The organism is Pantoea alfalfae, from assembly GCF_019880205.1.
Taxonomy (GTDB): domain Bacteria; phylum Pseudomonadota; class Gammaproteobacteria; order Enterobacterales; family Enterobacteriaceae; genus Pantoea; species Pantoea alfalfae.
Map to the genome: position 1 here is coordinate 2,620,324 of NZ_CP082292.1, position 18,188 is coordinate 2,638,511.

An 18,188-nucleotide genomic window follows, 5' to 3' on the forward strand; every position below is an offset into this window, starting at 1 on the left:
ACCTCCTGCGCACCCAAAGATCAATGCCCAATCTTCATGCCAGTGTCATAAATGTGACCTTAATCGGTAAAATTAAGGACGTTTTGTGATGCATACGCCAACATTATCTTTCTGAATAAGCTAATAAAAAAGCCCCTGAATGACGCCGATAAAACACGACAATCGTTCAGGGGCTTAGCTTATTTATTCACATTAATCTTAATTTAACGCAACCACATTATTAGCAATCGTCTGTGCGGTCTGCTGCCAACCCGCCGCCAGCGTTCTGACCATCGCATCGTAGCCATCTTCAGTCTGCGGCAGCACGAGGTTAAATGCCTGTTTGGTCACACGGCCCTGATGTTCCAGCGTCCATTCTCCACTGACAATCGCTTTGCCATCGTAGCGTCCCTGGAAGCCTGTAATGGTTACATTCAGCGTGTCGTGCTGGGCGCCTAACGGTGACCCGGCTACCAGCCGGCCTGGCAGCGCCTTGCTCAGGTTAGTGATCAATGTCTGCTGCAACTGCTGATCAAGCGGGCTGGCCCAGAGATTATTCGCGGCGATAACATATTTGACATCGCTGGTCTGATAAACCAGTCCGTTGCCTGCCAGATAATCCGGCACCGTCACCTGCTGCACCCATAACATCGGCTGCGCTTCATTCAGCTGGCTGCTGCTGACCTTCATGGAAGCCGCCCCGGATGGCAGCTGATACCAGGTATTGTCAACGCTGCTGCTGCACGCACTCAACACCAGCGCGGCACAAAGTATCAATCCTTTTTTCACTGTTTCGCCCTCTTCGGCTGGGGATCCTGTCCCGGTTTCGCCTCAAATACCAGCGCATTGCTCTTGGTGTTAAGCGTTTTTAACACCGGCTGGAGTTCACGCAGAACCTGATCCAGCCGCTGCATATCGCCGACCAGCTTGCTGTAGGCAGGCGAACCTGGCTGCAGGCCTTTCATGCTGCGGTTAAGCTCGCGTAACGTCTGCTGCAAATCTTCTGGCAGCGTTTTCATGGCCGGACTGCCGGTGACTTTATTGATGTTGTCGATGGTGCGCTGCAGATCACGCATCGTTTTCTGGCTCTCTTTGAGCGTACCTGTCGCTTCATTGACCATACCGTTCAGTGGCAGACTATTGATCTTATCCAGCGCCGCCATCAGCTTCTGCTGAATCTGGCTCAGGCCGCCGCTGACCGTTGGGATGACTTCATAACCAGAAACTTTCTGCGGGCCTTTATAAGGCGGTGCATTGTCATAGAAGTCGAGATCGACATAGAGCGCACCCGACAGCAGGCTACCGGTTTTCAGCGTCGCACGCAGGCCACGTTTTTTACCATCCTGCAGATGCTGCTCCAGATCGAAGTTCTCACCCAATCGGCTGACAAAACGATCCGGCTCAATGCGGATCAGCACCGGCACCCGGTAATCGTTATTCAGTGCCTGGACCAGGCCCGCTTTCATCAGTGGCGCTTCGGAGACAGTACCCAGACGAATGCCACGGAACTCAACCGGCGCGCCCGCCTGCAGCCCACGAATCGAGTCAGAGAAGAACATCACGTAGTCGATATGATTGGTGTAGAGCGAGTCCTGAATACTGCGCTGATCATCAAACAGATGGTAGTCAGACTTGTTCTGCGCGGGCTCGCCCAGCGCCCAGCCATCCGGCACGTCAAAACTGACACCGCCGCTGAAGAGCGTGGTGAGCGATCCCATTTCCACCCGCATTCCTGAGGCGGACATATCCACGGCAATGCCGCTGTCCTTCCAGAAGCGGACATTGGTGGTAATCAGGCGATCGTAGGGTGCAGCGACAAACAGCTGATAGGTCATCATACGTTTGTCAGTATCAAAAACGCTGGTCTCAACCGTACCGACACGGTAGCCACGGAACAGCACCGGATCACCCGGATTAAGCTGGCCTGCCTTTTTGCTGTCCAGCACGATACGAATACCTTTGGCATCCGGTGGCGCTAACGGCGGCGCATCCAGCAGCTTAAATTGCTCGGGTGGCTGTTTTTTGGTGCCGGGCTGCAGTTCGATATAAGCACCTGACAGCAGCGTGCCAAGCCCGCTGATCCCTTCACGCCCCACCTGCGGTTTCACTACCCAGAAAACACTGTCGCTGTGGAGCAGCTTTTCCATGCCCGCATTCAGACGCGCTTTGATTTCCACATGGTGAAGATCGTCGCTTAATACCGCGCTCTCCACCACGCCGACATCGACGCTGCGACTTTTAATCGTGGTTTTACCGGCAACAATGCCTTCGGCATTTTCGGTGATTAAGGTGACTTCCGGCCCCTGATGGCTGAAGTGATAAAAGAGGATCCAGCCACCGATTAACAGCGTAACGATGGGGACAATCCAGACCGGCGACCAGCGCTTAATCTGTTCCACCTTTGCATGGCCGTGGTTAGTTTCCGTCAAGGCGCGACTCCTTCATATTGTTTTCGCGTACACGATCCCAGGTTAATCGCGGGTCAAAGGTCATGGCAGCGATCATGGTAATAATCACCACCATCGCAAACAATACTGCCCCCCACGCGGGATAAACATTCATTAATTGCCCCATACGCACCAGCGCAGAGAGCACGGCAATCACAAACACGTCGATCATTGACCAGCGGCCAACAAACTCGACCACTTCATAAATTTTATGCATCTTATGACTGTCACGCCGCCCGCGTCCGCTGGCATCCCAGCAGAGCCAGCCGATGGCCAGCATCTTCAGCGTCGGCACCATGATACTGGCGATAAAGATTACCAGCGCCACCGGATAGGAACCATCGCCCCACAGCACAATGACCCCTGCCATGATATTGGAGGGATAAGCCGTACCGAGGGTTTCCGTCACCATGATCGGCAACAGATTGGCCGGGATGTAAATCAGTATTGAGGTGAACAGTAGCGCCAGCGTCCATTGCAGGCTGTGCTTACGCCGCGCCTGTGCGGTAACGCCACAGCGTGGACAGGTGTGCTCAGCTTCCGGCAGAATGGCGGTACAGCAGGGACAGGAGCGCAGGCCCTGCTCTAAACCACTGATGCCCACTTCGGGTGAATGAGGGATCGCAGGTCGCGGGGAAAGACTGTCCCACAAGCCCCGCCGGTCAACGCACTGAAAGGCCCGCAACTGTAACAGGCAGAACATCACCCACGGCCAGAAGCTGGTTTCCAGTCCGATATCCCCATAGGCCATCAGTTTGACAAAGCTGACCAGTACACCCGCCATAAAGATTTCGGCCATGCCCCAGTTACGCAGCTGAAACAGAATACGCGCCAGACCAGTTTTGAGACGGACGGGCAGAGGGACCGGATTGACCAGCAGAATAATGGTGATCATGCAAAAGGCCGGAACCGCCTGCACAAACAGCAGAAACAGTGTCGCCAGGCTGCTGTAATCTTCCGTCACCATCACTTGTGGGATCTGCGACAGCGTAATCTGGCTGGTCAGCCCCGCCACTTTCATGGAGACAAAAGGAAACAGATTCGCCAGCAGCAGCATAAAGAGTGCCGCCAGCGCATAGCCCGTTGGCCGTTTACGGGGTTCGTGCCAGTTGGCCGTCAGAGAGGTATCGCAGCGCGGGCATGACGCACGGCTGCCAACGGGAATGTCCGGCAGCTTAATCATTAAATCGCATTGTGGACAGAGCATCCACGCGTTACTTTTCACTGCTAAACACATCCGTTAGCCCTGCCCTACGCGCCGTTTTTCAGTGACTCTAGCTCTTCCCAGCGCGCAAAAGCGGTTTCCAGCTCCTGCTCAGCCTGAGCGAGATTATCCAGCACCGGTTGCGTCTGATCGTGTGCCTGACTGAAGAAGTCCGGGTGACTCATCTTCGCCTGCAGTTCACCGATGCGCGCTTCCAGCTGCTCCAGTTTTTGCGGCAGCTGTTCCAGCTCACGCGCCAGATTGTAGCTGAGCTTATTCACGCTACGCTTCGCTTCACTCTTTTCGGCGGCTGGCTTAGCGGTATTCGCTGTCGCTTTTGCCGGCGAAGCAGACCTGTGCTGCCGGTAAGCGGCACGCTGCTGCTGTGCATCGTGATAACCGCCCACAAAGGTACCGATTTCGCCGTTGCCTTCAAAAATCCAGCACTCGGTGACCGTATTGTCGACGAACTGACGATCGTGACTCACCAGTAAGACGGTGCCCTGATAACCATCAATCAGCTCTTCCAGCAGCTCCAGCGTTTCGACGTCGAGGTCGTTGGTCGGTTCATCCAGAATCATCAGGTTGCTGGGACGCAGGAACAGGCGCGCCAGCAGCAGACGGTTACGTTCACCCCCTGAGAGTGCACGCACCGGCGTCATGGCACGTTTTGGATGGAACAGGAAGTCCTGCAGATAGCCCAGCACGTGGCGCGGTTTGCCGTTAACCAGCACTTCCTGCTTGCCTTCGGCCAGGTTGTCCATCACGGTGCGATCCGGATCCAGTTCAGCGCGATGCTGGTCGAAGTAGGCCACTTCCAGCTTGGTGCCGGAATGGACGCGGCCATGATCGGCTTTCAGCTGCTGCAGCATCAGACGCAGTAAGGTCGTTTTACCGCAGCCGTTCGGCCCGATCAGCGCAATTTTATCGCCACGCTGAACCTGGGTAGAGAAATCCTTCACCAGCGTTTTGCCGCCCACTGCGTAGTCGACATTTTCCAGCTCAAATACAATCTTGCCGGAACGGGAGGCTTCACCGACCTGCATGTTGGCTTTGCCCATCACTTCGCGACGTTCTGAATGTTCGCGACGCAGCGCTTTCAGCGCACGTACACGGCCTTCGTTACGTGTACGACGGGCTTTGATGCCCTGACGGATCCACACCTCTTCCTGCGCCAGCTTGCGGTCAAATTCCGCGTTCTGCATCTCTTCAACGCGCAGCGCCTCCTCTTTGCCTTCCAGATAGAGATCGTAGTTGCCCGGCCAGGAGACCAGCTTGCCACGGTCAAGATCGACAATGCGCGTCGCCATATTGCGGATAAACGAACGGTCATGCGAGATAAAGACGATGCTGCCGCTGAAGTTCTTCAGGAAGGTTTCCAGCCAGTCGATGGTTTCGATATCAAGGTGGTTGGTTGGCTCATCCAGCATCAGGACGCGCGGGTTACTCACCAGCGCACGACCCAGCGCGGCTTTACGCAGCCAGCCGCCAGAGAGCGACGACAACTCGGTATCGGGCTGCAGACCAATCTGTTCCAGCACGTCATGGATGCGGCTCTCCAGCTGCCACAAATTCTGATGGTCGAGAATGCTCTGCAGTCGCGCCATCTCATTGAGGTTTTTATCGCTGGGATCTTCCATCACCACATGGGAAATGGCGTGATAGGCTTTGAGATGCTCAGCCTGCTCTTCAACGCCCTCAGCTACGAAGTCGTAGACCGAACCGGTAATATTGCGCGGCGGATCCTGTTGCAGACGCGCCACCACCAGATCGGTTTCATAAATAATGCGGCCATCATCCAGTGGCTGTTCGCCATTGATGATTTTCATCAGCGTGGATTTACCCGCACCGTTACGGCCCACCAGACAGACGCGTTCGTTCTCTTCGATGTGCAGCTCGGTATTGTCTAACAGCGGCGCATCGCTGAAGGAGAGATAAGCGCCGTGGATACTGATTAATGACATGTAATCTTATTCCTTACCGGCATGAGTGATCAGCCAGCAGTTGTGAATCTGACGGTTACGCGCGAAGTCCTGCGACTGCGTTTTCTGGGTAATATCCTGCGCCTGCAGGCCCAGTGCTTTCAGACCATCCATGTCCATTTTGAAACCACGTTTGTTATTGGAGAACATGATGGTGCCACCGCGACGCAGCAGGCGTTTCAGGTTACGCATCAGCATCATATGATCGCGCTGAACGTCGAAGCTCTCTTCCATACGTTTTGAGTTAGAGAAGGTTGGCGGATCGATAAAGATCAGGTCAAAATTCTCGTCACTCTCATTCAGCCAGCTCAGGCAATCCGCCTGCATCAGGCGGTGCTGACGTCCGGTTAGTCCGTTAAGACGCAGGTTGCGCTCCGCCCACTCCAGATAGGTACGCGACATATCTACCGTGGTAGTTGAACGCGCCCCACCCAGGCCGGCATGCACACTGGCGGTGCCGGTGTAGGCAAACAGGTTCAGGAAATCTTTACCCTGACTCATCTGGCCGAGCATTTTACGGGCAATGCGGTGATCGAGGAACAGGCCGGTATCGAGATAGTCGGTCAGGTTCACCCAGAAACGCGCATTAAACTCTTTAACGTCGAAATAGTCGCCTTTCTCGCTGAGCTTCTGATACTGCGCTTTACCTTTCTGGCGCTCACGCGTTTTCATAATCAGACGGTCAGCAGGCAGCTGCAGTACGCTCAGTGTCGCGCTGATGACATCGAACAGGCGCTGACGCGCTTTATTCGGATCGATGGTTTTCGGTGGCGCGTATTCCTGAATAATGACCCAGTCGCCATAGCGATCGACAGCAACGTTGTAGTCTGGCAGATCGGCGTCATAAATGCGGTAGCATTCAATGCCTTCCTGACGCGCCCACTTCTCCAGCTTCTTCACATTTTTACGCAGACGGTTTGCGTAATCTTCCGCAATCTGCCCGGCGCTTTCATGGCTGTTAACCGCCAGCTGATAGTTTTTCTGCACGCAATCCAGCGGACCGTTCTTCGCTTTGAACTGGCGATCGGCTCGCAGTTGCAGGCAGCTCAGCAGTTCAGGCGAGGCGCTGAACAGCGACAGGTTCCAGCCGCCAAAATGCTGCTTCATCAGACGTCCGAGCTGGCTGTGCAGCGCAATCAGCGCCGGTTCGCTCTCCAGACGTTCACCGTACGGCGGGTTACTCAGCACCGTACCGTGAACCGCCGGTTCGAGCGGATTGGTCAGTTGCAGCAGGTCCTGCTGCGCAAATGTAAAGAGTTCAAAGACGCCAGCACGACGGGCATTCGCCTGCGCCCACTCCAGCACCCGGCCATTGTTATCGTAGCCAAAGAAGCGCGCCTGAGTCGCGGCTGTGCCCGCGCGGGCACGGTTCTGCGCCTCGGTTTTCACGTCCTGCCACAGCGCAGCATCAAACTTGTTCCAGGCAGTGAAGCCCCAGTGCTTACGTAACAGGCCCGGAGCCCGATCGCTGGCGATCAGCGCCGCTTCAATCAGCAGCGTACCCGAACCGCACATCGGGTCGATCAGCGGCGTGGTCGGCTCCCAGCCTGAACGCAGCACGATAGCCGCCGCCAGCGTCTCTTTTAACGGTGCCTGACCGGTCTGCTGGCGATAACCGCGCTGATGCAGCGAGGTGCCGCTGAGATCCAGCGCAATGCTGGCGCGGTCGTCATTCAGCCAGACGTTGACACGAATATCCGCCTGCTCACGATCGACATCAGGCCGCTCGAGATTCTGACGGGTAAAGCTGTCTACGATGGCATCTTTAACTTTTAGCGCACCGAACTGGCTGTTACGAATCGCGTCGTTGGTGCCGCTGAAATGCACAACAAAGGTTTTGTCGCTGCCGAACATCGACGGCCAGTCCACGCTCTGTACACCCAGATAGAGATCGAGATCGCTGTAGACGCCGAACTCTCCCAGCGGCAACAGGATGCGTGATGCTAAACGACTCCACATCAGGCTTTGGTACATGGCGCGATCGTCGGCTTCGTAGTGAACGCCTCCCTGCACCACTTGCAAATCCTGCGCACCCAGCGCGTCCAGCTCACTTTTTAACAGCTCTTCGAGCCCACGCGCCGTGCTGGCAAACAGAGAATTCATATTGTCACTTTTTAACTCTTGAGAAAATTGTCGCGCATTATAGCGAATCGGAGACCTATGTCATAAAGTTAGCTTCTTTTGTGTCGCGCGTCGGGTTCAAGGAGAACACCATGATCACGCTTTCCCGCTTATTTATTCATCCTGTGAAGTCAATGCGGGGATTAGCGTTGTCACATGCGCTGGTCACTGACAGCGGGCTGGCGTTTGATCGTCTGTTTATGGTGACCGAACCTGATGGCACCTTTATTACTGCACGCCAGCACCCGGAGATGGTGCGCTTTACACCGGCGCTCCTGCCGAATGGCCTGCTGCTGGCTGCGCCGGATGGCAGCCAGACCCTGATCCGCTTCAGCGATTTTAGTGAGCAGGGTCATCCCACCGAAGTCTGGGGCAACCACTTCACTGCGCGCATTGCGCCCGAAGCAGTTAATCAGTGGCTGAGCCAGTTCTTCCCGCGTGACGTTCAACTGCGCTGGGTCGGGCCGCAACCGACTCGCCGGGTCAAAAAGTTTGATCATATTCCGCTGAGCTTTGCCGATGGCTTTCCGTTTTTGCTGATCAACAATGCTTCGCTGCACGATCTGCAACAGCGCTGCCCGGCCAGCGTGCGTGCCGAACAGTTTCGCCCGAATCTGATCGTCAGCGGTGCGGCCGCCTGGGATGAGGATAGCTGGGCAGAGATTCAGATTGGCGACGTCATCTTTGAGGCTCCCAAGCCCTGCAGTCGCTGTGTACTTACTACGGTCAGCACCGAGACCGGACTTAAGCATCCCACCGGTCATCCGCTGGCGACACTGCAGACTTTCCGCACCGCTCAGGATGGCAGTGGCGACATCGATTTCGGTCTGAACTTAGTGGCGCGGAACAGTGGTGTGGTGCGTACGGGTGATGAAATGATCGTCCTGAAACGTCATGCGCCCCGCATCTATGGTGCCGGCGAAGTGGTCGAAACGCTGAAACCACAGCAGCAGACGCCGGATGCCGTGACCATCACGTTTCAGGGTCAGACCTTCACCGGGGATAATCAGCAGGTATTACTGGATCAGCTGGAGATGCAGGGCTTTCGCATCCCTTACTCCTGTCGGGCAGGTCTGTGTGGTAGCTGCAAGCTGAGTCTGGTAGCCGGTGAAGTAAAAGCGCTTAAACAGAGTGCCCTGCGTCAGGACGGCACCCTCTTAAGCTGCAGCTGTATTCCGGCAGGTGATATAGAAGTGAAGTAATCAGACAGCGCGGGCGTAGTGCGCGACATCCTGGTACCAGGGTTGCAGCCGGTCGTTCATGACCTTGATGGCATCGCCGAGCACCATATTTTTACCGGCCAGGGTTAATCCAGGCTGCGCCAGCAGGCAGAGCGCCGCATTATCACCACTCTCAACCACCAGCAGACGTGCCTGTGTGCCCTCTTCTGCCAGCGTAACCTGCACCATTTCACTGGGACGGGGCTGCATTGCAGGGGCATAAGCGGCGAAATGCCAGCTTTTTGGCATCAGTGGTTTGAGGAAACGCGCGGCGACCAGCGCATTCAGCACCAGTTCAGCGCAATGGCTGCCACTGAGTTTGCACTGACGACAGGTCTCTTCAAAGGTGTAATACAGAGCGGCGTCATCGACACAGAAACCCGACTCAGAGAACGCATCCGGCGTGAGCATTTTGCGGGAAAAGCGGGAACGAAAAAGCATCCCGTCAGCCAGGTCGAGCATCATTCGGTCGTGGCTGCTATCAAAATACCAGCGCCAGTTATCATCGGGTTTAATTTTCATCGTGTGCCCTGTATTTACCGCTGCGCCAAAAATCGCGCAGAATTCAGCGAAAAAAGAAACATAAGGAAAAGCTGAAAAAGCGTGCAACAGGACAAAATATAAACGAGCCGAGGGGATAAATAAACCCCCCGGCCAATCATTGTGAGAATTGTCTTAGAGATGCGTAACGATGTCTTTAATTAATCCTGGCCCCTGATAAATAAAGCCTGAATAAATCTGAACCAGCGTTGCGCCAGCGGCGATTTTTTCACGCGCAGCGGTCAGAGAATCAATGCCGCCAACGCCGATAATGGGAAGACGCCCCTGCAGCTCCTGAGAGAGGCGCTGGATCACTGCCGTACTGCGCGACTGCACTGGCCGTCCACTTAATCCACCCGCTTCTTCAGCATGCTTAAGACCGCTTACCAGCGAACGATCGAGCGTGGTATTGCTGGCAATGACGCCATCAATCTGATGACGAATCAAACTGTCCGCGACCTGAATTAACTCCTCTTCAGAGAGATCGGGCGCAATTTTTACGGCCAGCGGAACATATTTCAGATGGCGCTTTTCAAGCTCTTTTTGTTTCTGTTTAATGGAAGAGAGCAAATCATCCAGCGCCTCACCATATTGCAGTGAACGCAAACCTGGCGTGTTAGGCGAGGAAATATTGATGGCGATATAACCGGCATGGGCATAGACCTTTTCCATGCAGATCAGATAATCCTCTTTGCCCTGCTCAACCGGCGTATCTTTATTTTTACCGATATTGATCCCAAGCACGCCGTTAAAACGCGCTTTTTTCACATTCTCAACCAGGTGGTCAACGCCCAGATTATTAAATCCCATCCGGTTGATAATGCCGCCCGCTTCCACCAGACGAAACATCCGCGGCTTATCATTACCTGCCTGGGCGCGCGGCGTGACGGTGCCGACTTCAACAAAACCAAAGCCCATCGCCGCAAACGCATCAATGCACTCGGCGTTCTTATCCAGACCCGCAGCCAGGCCCAGGGCATTCTTAAAGGTCAGTCCCATGCAGGTGACCGGACGCGACGGCAGATTCTGGCGATAAAACAGCTCCAGCGGCGTGCCGTTCATAAAACGCAGTTGCTTAAAGGTGAGTTCGTGCGCGCGTTCGGGGTCGAGTTTAAACAGCGCCGGTCGGACGATAGGATAAAACATGCACTCTCCTGAAGGACGGAAGCAATCGTGAAAGTCGGTGCACGGGAAAATGTGCGCCAGAATGGTAAAGTGCTCTGGCGCAAAAGTAAATCGAAGGGCGGGGATGCAGAAAACTATATGAAAATGCTTTGATCTTAAACGGCGGAATCGTTTACGGGCTGGTTTTTCACTTCGGAAGGAAACAGATACTCCCGCAGAATGCCGTGACGCTGCATGATGCCAAAGATACCGAGACAGACAAACGCTTCAGCCCCTACCATCGACCACGCAGCACCGATAGCACCAAATTTCCACGCCAGGAAACAGCATAGCGGCACGTTTATCACGCCAGCGGCCATCATGACCCACATACGCTGACGCGCCAGACCGTGCGGGATGAGAATCTGTAATCCAGCCGGATAGGCAATGTTGCCGAACAGGAAGCAGAGCACGAAGACGCGCAGCACATCCGCCGACGGAATAAAGTCTTTACCCAGTAAAATAGAGACCACCAGGTCAGCAAAGAACCAGGTAAAGATCACAATCGACAGACTCAGTGAGAATGACAGCAGCAGGCTTTTGCGCGTTGCCGCAATGGCGGCACGTTTATCCCGACCAAACAGATGGCTGACACGCGGGAAGAAAGCACTGCCGATCTGCTCGGGTACGGAGTTAGCCGCTTTACGCAGACGATCCGCACCGTTGTAGATCCCGACCATATAAGTAGAGGTAAAGGAGGCCAGGATCACCACGTTGACGCTGTTAAACAGATTGGCACCCGCGATAGCAATAAACACATCCATGCTGTCGGTGATGCGCTGTTTGATTTCGCGCGGCTCAAAGCGGTAACGGCCAATGACCTTCATCTCCAGCACAAACTTCAGCGTAATCGCTGCACTGATGATGGAGACAGTGCCAGGGATCAGCGCCGCCAGCCAGGTATCCTGCGGGGATTTCACCAGCAAAAAGGTCAGTGGAATGGCACAGAAGTTACCGAAGGTGGCGATCATCGCCGTTTTACCCAGTTTCTCAAACCCCTGCATCAGCCAGCCGAATGAAAACAGCGAGCCTATCAGCGTGGTGCAGTTCGCCAGAATGATAAAAAACAGCGGATGCCAGGCGGGATTAAACCAGGTCGCCGTCAGTAACGTGCCACTGGTCACCACCAGCAGCATCAGCTTGGCGTTAAACGTTGACCAGAAAAGCTGACTGACGCGTTCCTTATCATCACGATGATGAGCAATGTCTTTAGTAGTAAAGACGTTGAATCCCCAGTCAGAGATGGTACTGCAATAGAGCACGCAGGCGATGGCCAGCGCCAGCGTCCCCATCTGCTCTACACCCAGAACGCGGGCAAGATAGGGCAGCGTGGCCAGCGGAAACAAAAATGATGCGCCGCGGTAGGCCAGCAGCGAGAAAATATTAATAACCAGACTTTTATCGAGTACTTTTGCCATGACGCAACAACCTTATACACATTGCATGTCTCACCTTCTCATTTCGCAAAGGCATAAACAATATCGCTTCACATTTTTCAGAATCAGGCTGCTTTTCAGAATCAGGCGGCGTTTTTCAGCTCTTTTTTGACCTTGTAATGCTGAAGTGCAATAAAAAGTTCAGGCCGATTGAACAATAGCCACTCTTTAACGTTTTCTGTTTTCACATTGCGACCCATAAAGCGAATTGCGTTAAGCACATATTCCGGCACAGGCGTACGATTATAAAGTGATAAGTAGATCATCAGACGAAACGAGTGAATTAAATAGGCTTTTTCAAGCGTATCGCGCCACGCTGATTTAACCAGAGAGCCGGTTAACGTATTGTAGGCGTGCATAAAGGCATCATAACGCTGATAGAAAAACTCATTACTTTTGGTACTGTTCGTCAGTGAGCCGTTACGAATACGCTGTTTATAATAAACCTGATGGCTCACCCAGGCCTGCTGACTTTTCATAAAGCAGGAGAGCGTAAAATTGTGGTCTTCATGAACGCGTTTAACAAAGCGTAATTTATGCTGTTCAATAACACGTTTGCTGATGACATAGCTCCACGCCGCTGACGTATAGCTGCCGTTACGCAGCAGGCCCAATAAGACGTCCTGCGGTTTTTGCTGCCCAAAGTATTCGTGTCTGACTTTTGGCGAGGTGATATCAATATGGCCGTCGCGATAGACGCACGATTTAAAACAGAACAGATCCGTTTCAGGATGCTTTTCCGCCACCATGCTCAGTTCAGCGACCAACCCATCCGCCACGACGTCGTCTGGATCGCAGAAAAAGAGAAACTGACCCTTAGCCTGCTCAATACCCACATCACGTGCATGACCGGCACCACCATTCTCAGTCGTCATTATTTTCACCTGAGCAAGGTGTGCATAATTCTGTTCAAGTAAGGCTAATGTTCCATCGGTGGAGCCATCATTCACAATGATTATTTCATTGGGTGCTTTAACCTGACGTAATAATGAATCGACGCACTCCACAATATATTTTTCAACATTGTAGGTTGGAATAATCACTGATAATAAAGTGTCAGACATAGGCAATTCTCTGCTGTTAGAAAAAAGACAATACGAGTCACCTGCCAGATGCAGGGCCTGACCAGAGGCGAAACGTCGAAAAGAGTAATACGCTACTATTATGATGGCTTTGATTGAGCCTGATTATCTTAAACCGGTTATGCGAAAAAAGACCACTTGTAAAAATTATCTAAACGTTTCACCTGATTTTCACTGTTAAAAAAAGTGCATCTATAGCCCGCTGTAATGTTAAAACCGTTGAGGAATGATTTAAAATCCCCCCACAAAGCAGGCGTAACCAGATTCAGAAATCTGTAAGCGAACATCTGAAAAGATGAATATCTTCACTATTCCTTCATTTTTATTACAGTTTACTTTCTGCAATTAATCTTAATCTTTGGCGGATGCGGCCGCAGTTACGCTGATTCCGTGCCGCTTCAGAGGCTATTTTTTCAACCGTTTCGCTTTAACACCGCGTCATTCTCAGGAAGATTGATTAAGCAATCAGACGAAAGAGAATTTTTCTGATCAATCACCCCATTATGGCAATCTCATATCATACCCATTAATGAATTGCTCAGCTGCCAGCGCCTAATTTAAGAATTATCGGAAGCGGTAGTTTTATTCGCTGCTACAGGCACGTCTATTTGCAGTTTTTATCCTTGCTTTGCCGGATAAATCATTTAAGCCCACTCCCCTGCTCTGACAGTATGAAGGCATAAGTTCTCAACATTAAATAATCAATAACTTTTAGTTATAAGGAGTGATAATGCGAGTTATTACGCTGGCAGGCAGCCCACGATTTCCCTCCCGCTCAACTTCATTACTGACGTTGTGTCAGCACAAACTGGAAGCTCGTGGCATTGAAGTCATTCCCTGGAATATTCACAATTTTCAGCCTGACGATCTGATTAATGCGCGCTTTGATGCACCCGCGCTGCTGGCCCTGCGTGACGATCTGGCCTCGGCTGATGGGCTGATTGTGGCAACACCTATCTATAAAGCGTCGTTTTCGGGCGCGCTGAAGACCCTGCTCGATCTGCTGCCTGAGCGCGCACTGGAGCATAAAGTTGTGTTACCACTCGCCAGCGGCGGCAGTGTCGGCCATATGCTGGCGCTGGACTACGCGCTGAAACCGGTTCTCAACGCGCTGAAAGCACAGGAAATTCTGCATGGGGTCTACGCCGAAGACAGCCAGGTCACGCATTACGATCGTCAGCCTGTACTGGAAGATTCACTGGCAGAGCGTCTTGACGAAGCCGTCTCCGCGTTCTGGCTGGCGCTGACCCGTCATCACCATCCCGTTGCGCAGGCAGTATAAGGAAGCGATCAATGAAGCAGAGATTAGGAAAGTGGCTGGTGGCGGGACTCTTACTGGCTGGCCTTCAGGTACAGGCCGCAGAATCGGATCCGGCTGAGATTCGCATCGGCTATCAGAAAGGTTCGGTCAGCATGGTACTGGCGAAGTCACATCAGTTGCTGGAGAAACGGTTCCCCCATACTCAGATTAAGTGGATCGAGTTCCCGGCTGGCCCGCAAATGCTGGAAGCGCTGAACATTAACAGTATCGATCTCGGCAGTACCGGTGACCTTCCGCCACTGTTTGCCCAGGCCGCAGGCGCAGATCTGCTCTATGTCGGCTCGGAGCCGCCAAAACCGAAATCAGAAGTGATTCTGGTGCCGAAAAACAGCGCTCTGAAACAGGTCTCCGATCTGAAAGGCAAAAAAGTCGCTTTCCAGAAAGGCTCCAGTTCACACAATTTACTGCTGCGCGCATTACAGCAGGCGGGCCTCACGTTTAAAGACATCACGCCGGTTTATCTGACGCCAGCCGATGCGCGCGCTGCCTTCCAGCAGGGTGATGTGGATGCCTGGGCAATCTGGGATCCCTACTACTCTTCAGTACTGTTGCAGGGTAATTCGCGCCTGCTGATTGATGGCAGCTCACTAAATCTGACCGGGTCCTTCTATCTGGCGACGCGTAGCTATGCCGAAGCCCACGGCGCGTTTATCCAGCAGGTGCTGGACACCTTCAGCAGTGCCGACGCGCTGACGATCAGCCAGCCTAAGCAGAGCACCACGCTTCTTGCCCAGGCGATGGGCCTGTCTGAACCCGTTATTGCCAGCTATCTCAGCCATCGTCCACCCACCCGGATTTCGCCGGTCAGTGCTGAAACCGCAGCCGCACAGCAGCGTACCGCTGATCTGTTTTATGCCAATCATCTGTTGCCAGTCAAAGTGACGATTCAGGATCGCATCTGGCAACCGCATACCGTAACGCAGTAAGGAGCAATAATGAGCGTATCCATATTCTGGTTCCTGCCGACGCATGGCGACGGCCACTACCTTGGTACCGCCGAAGGCGCGCGACCGGTTGATCACGCCTATTTACAGCAGGTGGCGCAGGCCGCTGACCGTCTCGGCTTTGGTGGTGTATTAATCCCGACCGGCCGCTCCTGCGAAGATGCCTGGCTGGTTGCCGCCTCGCTGATCCCGGTGACGCAGCGCCTGCGTTTCCTGGTCGCGCTACGACCCGGCGTCATTTCACCGACTCAGGCGGCGCGTCAGGCTGCCACGCTGGATCGTCTCTCCAACGGCCGTGCGCTGTTCAATCTGGTGACCGGCGGCGATCCGGAAGAACTGGCGGGCGACGGCGTGTTCCTGGATCACCGTGAGCGTTACGCAGAATCTGCCGAGTTCACCCGCGTCTGGCGCCGGGTGCTGGAAGGCGAAACGGTTGATTACGAAGGCAAGCACGTGAAGGTTCGCGGCGCGCGTCTGATGTTTAAACCGGTGCAGCAGCCTCGCCCACCGCTGTGGTTTGGCGGCTCTTCTGAACCGGCTCAGGAACTGGCGGCCGAACAGGTCGATGTTTACCTTACCTGGGGCGAACCGCCTGCTCAGGTTAAAGAGAAGATTGATCAGGTGCGCGCGAAAGCGGCCGCGCAGGGACGTACGGTGCGGTTTGGTATCCGTTTGCATGTGATTGTGCGCGAAACCAACGAAGAGGCCTGGCAGGCCGCCGACCGGCTGATTGCCAATGTCGATGACGCCACTATTGCGAAGGCACAGGCAGCGTTCCAGCGGGCCGATTCTGTAGGGCAGCGCCGGATGGCCGCGCTGCACGGTGGTCGCCGCGACAAACTCGAAATCAGCCCGAATCTGTGGGCAGGTGTGGGTCTGGTACGCAGTGGAGCCGGTACAGCGCTGGTCGGTGATGGCCCAACCGTTGCCGCACGCATCAAAGAGTATGAAGCACTGGGCATTGAGACCTTTATCCTGTCAGGTTATCCGCATCTGGAAGAGGCTTATCGCGTCGGCGAACTGCTGTTCCCGCATCTTGATCTGCAGGTTCCACTCGTGCCTCAGCCGCGCGTCGTTCAGGCGCACGGTGAAGCGGTAGCCAACGATTTTACCCCTGAGAAAAAAGCCGCCCGGGGCTGAGGAGAGCATGATGGCCAGAACCCGAAAACGCCTTGCTGATACGCTGGTGCCGTGGCTATTGCCGACACTGCTTGTCGTGGTGTGGCAGATTGCTTCGCAAACCGGCTGGTTATCGAACCGTATTCTGCCCGCGCCGGAGAAAATTGTGACCACCTTCTGGCAGCTGACTGTCAGCGGTGAACTCTGGCAGCATCTGGCAATAAGCAGCTGGCGGGCACTGATCGGTTTCAGCATTGGCGGTTCGATCGGCCTGATACTTGGGCTGATCACCGGCACCTCAAAAACCGGTGAACGGCTGCTGGATACGTCGGTGCAGATGCTGCGCAATGTGCCACATCTGGCGCTGATCCCGTTGGTGATCCTCTGGTTCGGTATCGACGAGTCCGCCAAAATCTTTCTGGTGGCGCTGGGCACGCTGTTCCCGATCTACCTGAATACCTATCACGGCATCCGCAATATCGATCGCGGACTGGTTGAGATGGCACGCAGCTATGGCCTCTCCGGCTGGAGCCTGTTTATCCAGGTGATCCTGCCCGGCGCACTGCCGAATATTATGGTCGGCGTGCGTTTTGCGCTGGGTCTGATGTGGCTGACGCTGATTGTCGCTGAAACCATCTCCGCCAACGCGGGCATCGGCTATCTGGCAATGAACGCACGTGAATTCCTGCAGACCGATGTGGTGGTGGTCGCCATCATTCTCTATGCCCTGCTCGGCAAACTGGCGGATGTCGCCGCGTTGTTACTGGAACGCATCTGGCTGCGCTGGCATCCCGCTTACCAACTAAAGGAGGAGAACGCATGAGCCAGGCTCTCTCACCAGCCCGCCTTAACACTGGCACGCCGGTTGGCGTTAACGGCGTCAGCAAACAGTATGGCAGTCGTACCATTCTCAATAAGATCGACCTGCATATTCCTTCGGGTCAGTTTGTGGCGGTAGTGGGTCGCAGCGGCTGCGGCAAAAGCACCCTGTTGCGCCTGCTGGCCGGACTTGAACACAGCTCCAGCGGTGAATTGCTGGCAGGGAATACGCCGCTGCAGTCAGCACGCGACGATACCCGCCTGATGTTTCAGGATGCGCGACTGCTGCCGTGGAAAAAAGTCATTGATAACGTCGGGCTGGGCCTGCGCGGCCGCGAATGGCGCAGCGCAGCGATGGATGCCCTGACGGCGGTGGGACTGGCCGATCGCGCCAATGAGTGGCCGGCTGCACTCTCTGGTGGACAGAAACAACGCGTGGCGCTGGCCCGAGCGCTGATTCATCGGCCCGGCTTACTGCTGCTGGATGAACCACTGGGGGCGCTGGATGCCCTGACACGCATTGAAATGCAGGGATTGATTGAGTCACTGTGGCAGCAACATCATTTTACCGTGCTGCTGGTCACGCATGATGTCAGTGAAGCGGTCGCGATGGCGGATCGTGTGTTGTTGATCGAAGAGGGCGAAATCGGTCTGGATCTGCTGGTAGATTTGCCGCGACCACGGCGTCGTGGGTCTGCGCGGCTGGCCGAGCTGGAAGCAGAGGTACTGGATCGGGTGATGCAGCGTACGGAACGACCGCAGCCGGTACGTTACGCGCAGCAGCGCTGAAAAAGGGAGCGTCTCAGACGC

At 54.4% G+C, this 18,188-nt stretch carries 15 protein-coding genes; 6 read left to right on the top strand and 9 right to left on the bottom strand.

The features are described 5' to 3' along the window. Positions 1-198: 198 nt before the first annotated feature. From pqiC to rlmKL, 5 genes are read right to left on the bottom strand one after another with little or no spacing between them, the layout of a single operon-like run. Entirely contained in the window at positions 199-768 is a 570-nt protein-coding gene (gene pqiC / locus K6R05_RS12375) for a membrane integrity-associated transporter subunit PqiC (protein ID WP_222924253.1), read from the bottom strand. Further along, positions 765-2,408, bottom strand: a complete 1,644-nt coding sequence (gene pqiB, locus K6R05_RS12380; RefSeq protein WP_222924254.1) for an intermembrane transport protein PqiB — start codon at positions 2,406-2,408, stop codon at positions 765-767. Before pqiB ends, pqiC begins: the two co-directional genes overlap by 4 nt. Further along, positions 2,395-3,663 carry a membrane integrity-associated transporter subunit PqiA gene (gene pqiA, locus K6R05_RS12385; protein ID WP_161735666.1) on the bottom strand — a complete coding sequence of 423 codons (1,269 nt, stop codon included), beginning with the start codon at positions 3,661-3,663 and terminating at the stop codon, positions 2,395-2,397. Before pqiA ends, pqiB begins: the two co-directional genes overlap by 14 nt. Positions 3,664-3,677: 14 nt before the next feature. After that, the gene (locus K6R05_RS12390; RefSeq protein ID WP_161735668.1) at positions 3,678-5,594 is read right to left on the bottom strand and encodes an ABC transporter ATP-binding protein; all 1,917 of its coding nucleotides are present in this window, start codon (positions 5,592-5,594) and stop codon (positions 3,678-3,680) included. 6 nt (positions 5,595-5,600) lie between these two features. Then, entirely contained in the window at positions 5,601-7,715 is a 2,115-nt protein-coding gene (rlmKL, locus tag K6R05_RS12395; RefSeq protein ID WP_161735670.1) for a bifunctional 23S rRNA (guanine(2069)-N(7))-methyltransferase RlmK/23S rRNA (guanine(2445)-N(2))-methyltransferase RlmL, read from the bottom strand. A gap of 110 nt (positions 7,716-7,825) precedes the next feature. Between rlmKL and K6R05_RS12400 the strand changes: the two genes are divergently transcribed. Then, positions 7,826-8,935, top strand: coding sequence for a YcbX family protein (locus tag K6R05_RS12400; protein ID WP_222924255.1), 1,110 nt, complete (start codon positions 7,826-7,828; stop codon positions 8,933-8,935). On the opposite strand, the gene K6R05_RS12405 is transcribed toward K6R05_RS12400, so the two are convergent. The 4 genes from K6R05_RS12405 to K6R05_RS12420 all read right to left on the bottom strand — a co-directional run bounded on the left by K6R05_RS12405 (position 8,936) and on the right by K6R05_RS12420 (position 13,157). Next, a complete protein-coding gene (locus K6R05_RS12405; protein WP_222924256.1) occupies positions 8,936-9,475 on the bottom strand; it encodes a cell division protein ZapC in 540 nt (179 codons plus the stop codon). Between the two features lie 153 nt (positions 9,476-9,628). Then, entirely contained in the window at positions 9,629-10,639 is a 1,011-nt protein-coding gene (pyrD, locus tag K6R05_RS12410) for a quinone-dependent dihydroorotate dehydrogenase (protein ID WP_161735674.1), read from the bottom strand. 134 nt (positions 10,640-10,773) lie between these two features. Continuing rightward, a complete protein-coding gene (locus K6R05_RS12415; protein WP_013357342.1) occupies positions 10,774-12,075 on the bottom strand; it encodes a flippase in 1,302 nt (433 codons plus the stop codon). Positions 12,076-12,176: 101 nt separating this feature from the next. Further along, entirely contained in the window at positions 12,177-13,157 is a 981-nt protein-coding gene (locus K6R05_RS12420) for a glycosyltransferase family 2 protein (RefSeq protein ID WP_222924257.1), read from the bottom strand. A gap of 748 nt (positions 13,158-13,905) precedes the next feature. Between K6R05_RS12420 and ssuE the strand changes: the two genes are divergently transcribed. The 5 genes from ssuE to ssuB are packed head-to-tail and all read left to right on the top strand — an operon-like array spanning position 13,906 to position 18,167. After that, on the top strand, positions 13,906-14,457 hold the full coding sequence (gene ssuE, locus K6R05_RS12425) for an NADPH-dependent FMN reductase (RefSeq protein ID WP_013357340.1): 552 nt from the start codon (positions 13,906-13,908) through the stop codon (positions 14,455-14,457). An 11-nt stretch (positions 14,458-14,468) separates the two neighbouring features. Beyond that, on the top strand, positions 14,469-15,422 hold the full coding sequence (locus K6R05_RS12430) for a sulfonate ABC transporter substrate-binding protein (protein ID WP_161735677.1): 954 nt from the start codon (positions 14,469-14,471) through the stop codon (positions 15,420-15,422). 9 nt (positions 15,423-15,431) lie between these two features. Beyond that, on the top strand, positions 15,432-16,580 hold the full coding sequence (gene ssuD, locus K6R05_RS12435) for an FMNH2-dependent alkanesulfonate monooxygenase (RefSeq protein ID WP_222924258.1): 1,149 nt from the start codon (positions 15,432-15,434) through the stop codon (positions 16,578-16,580). A gap of 10 nt (positions 16,581-16,590) precedes the next feature. Continuing rightward, complete coding sequence (gene ssuC / locus K6R05_RS12440; protein WP_222925490.1) at positions 16,591-17,382, top strand: aliphatic sulfonate ABC transporter permease SsuC; 792 nt, start codon at positions 16,591-16,593, stop codon at positions 17,380-17,382. Next, positions 17,379-18,167, top strand: a complete 789-nt coding sequence (gene ssuB / locus K6R05_RS12445; RefSeq protein ID WP_222924259.1) for an aliphatic sulfonates ABC transporter ATP-binding protein — start codon at positions 17,379-17,381, stop codon at positions 18,165-18,167. The genes ssuC and ssuB overlap by 4 nt, the downstream gene beginning before the upstream one ends. Positions 18,168-18,188 lie beyond the last annotated feature (21 nt).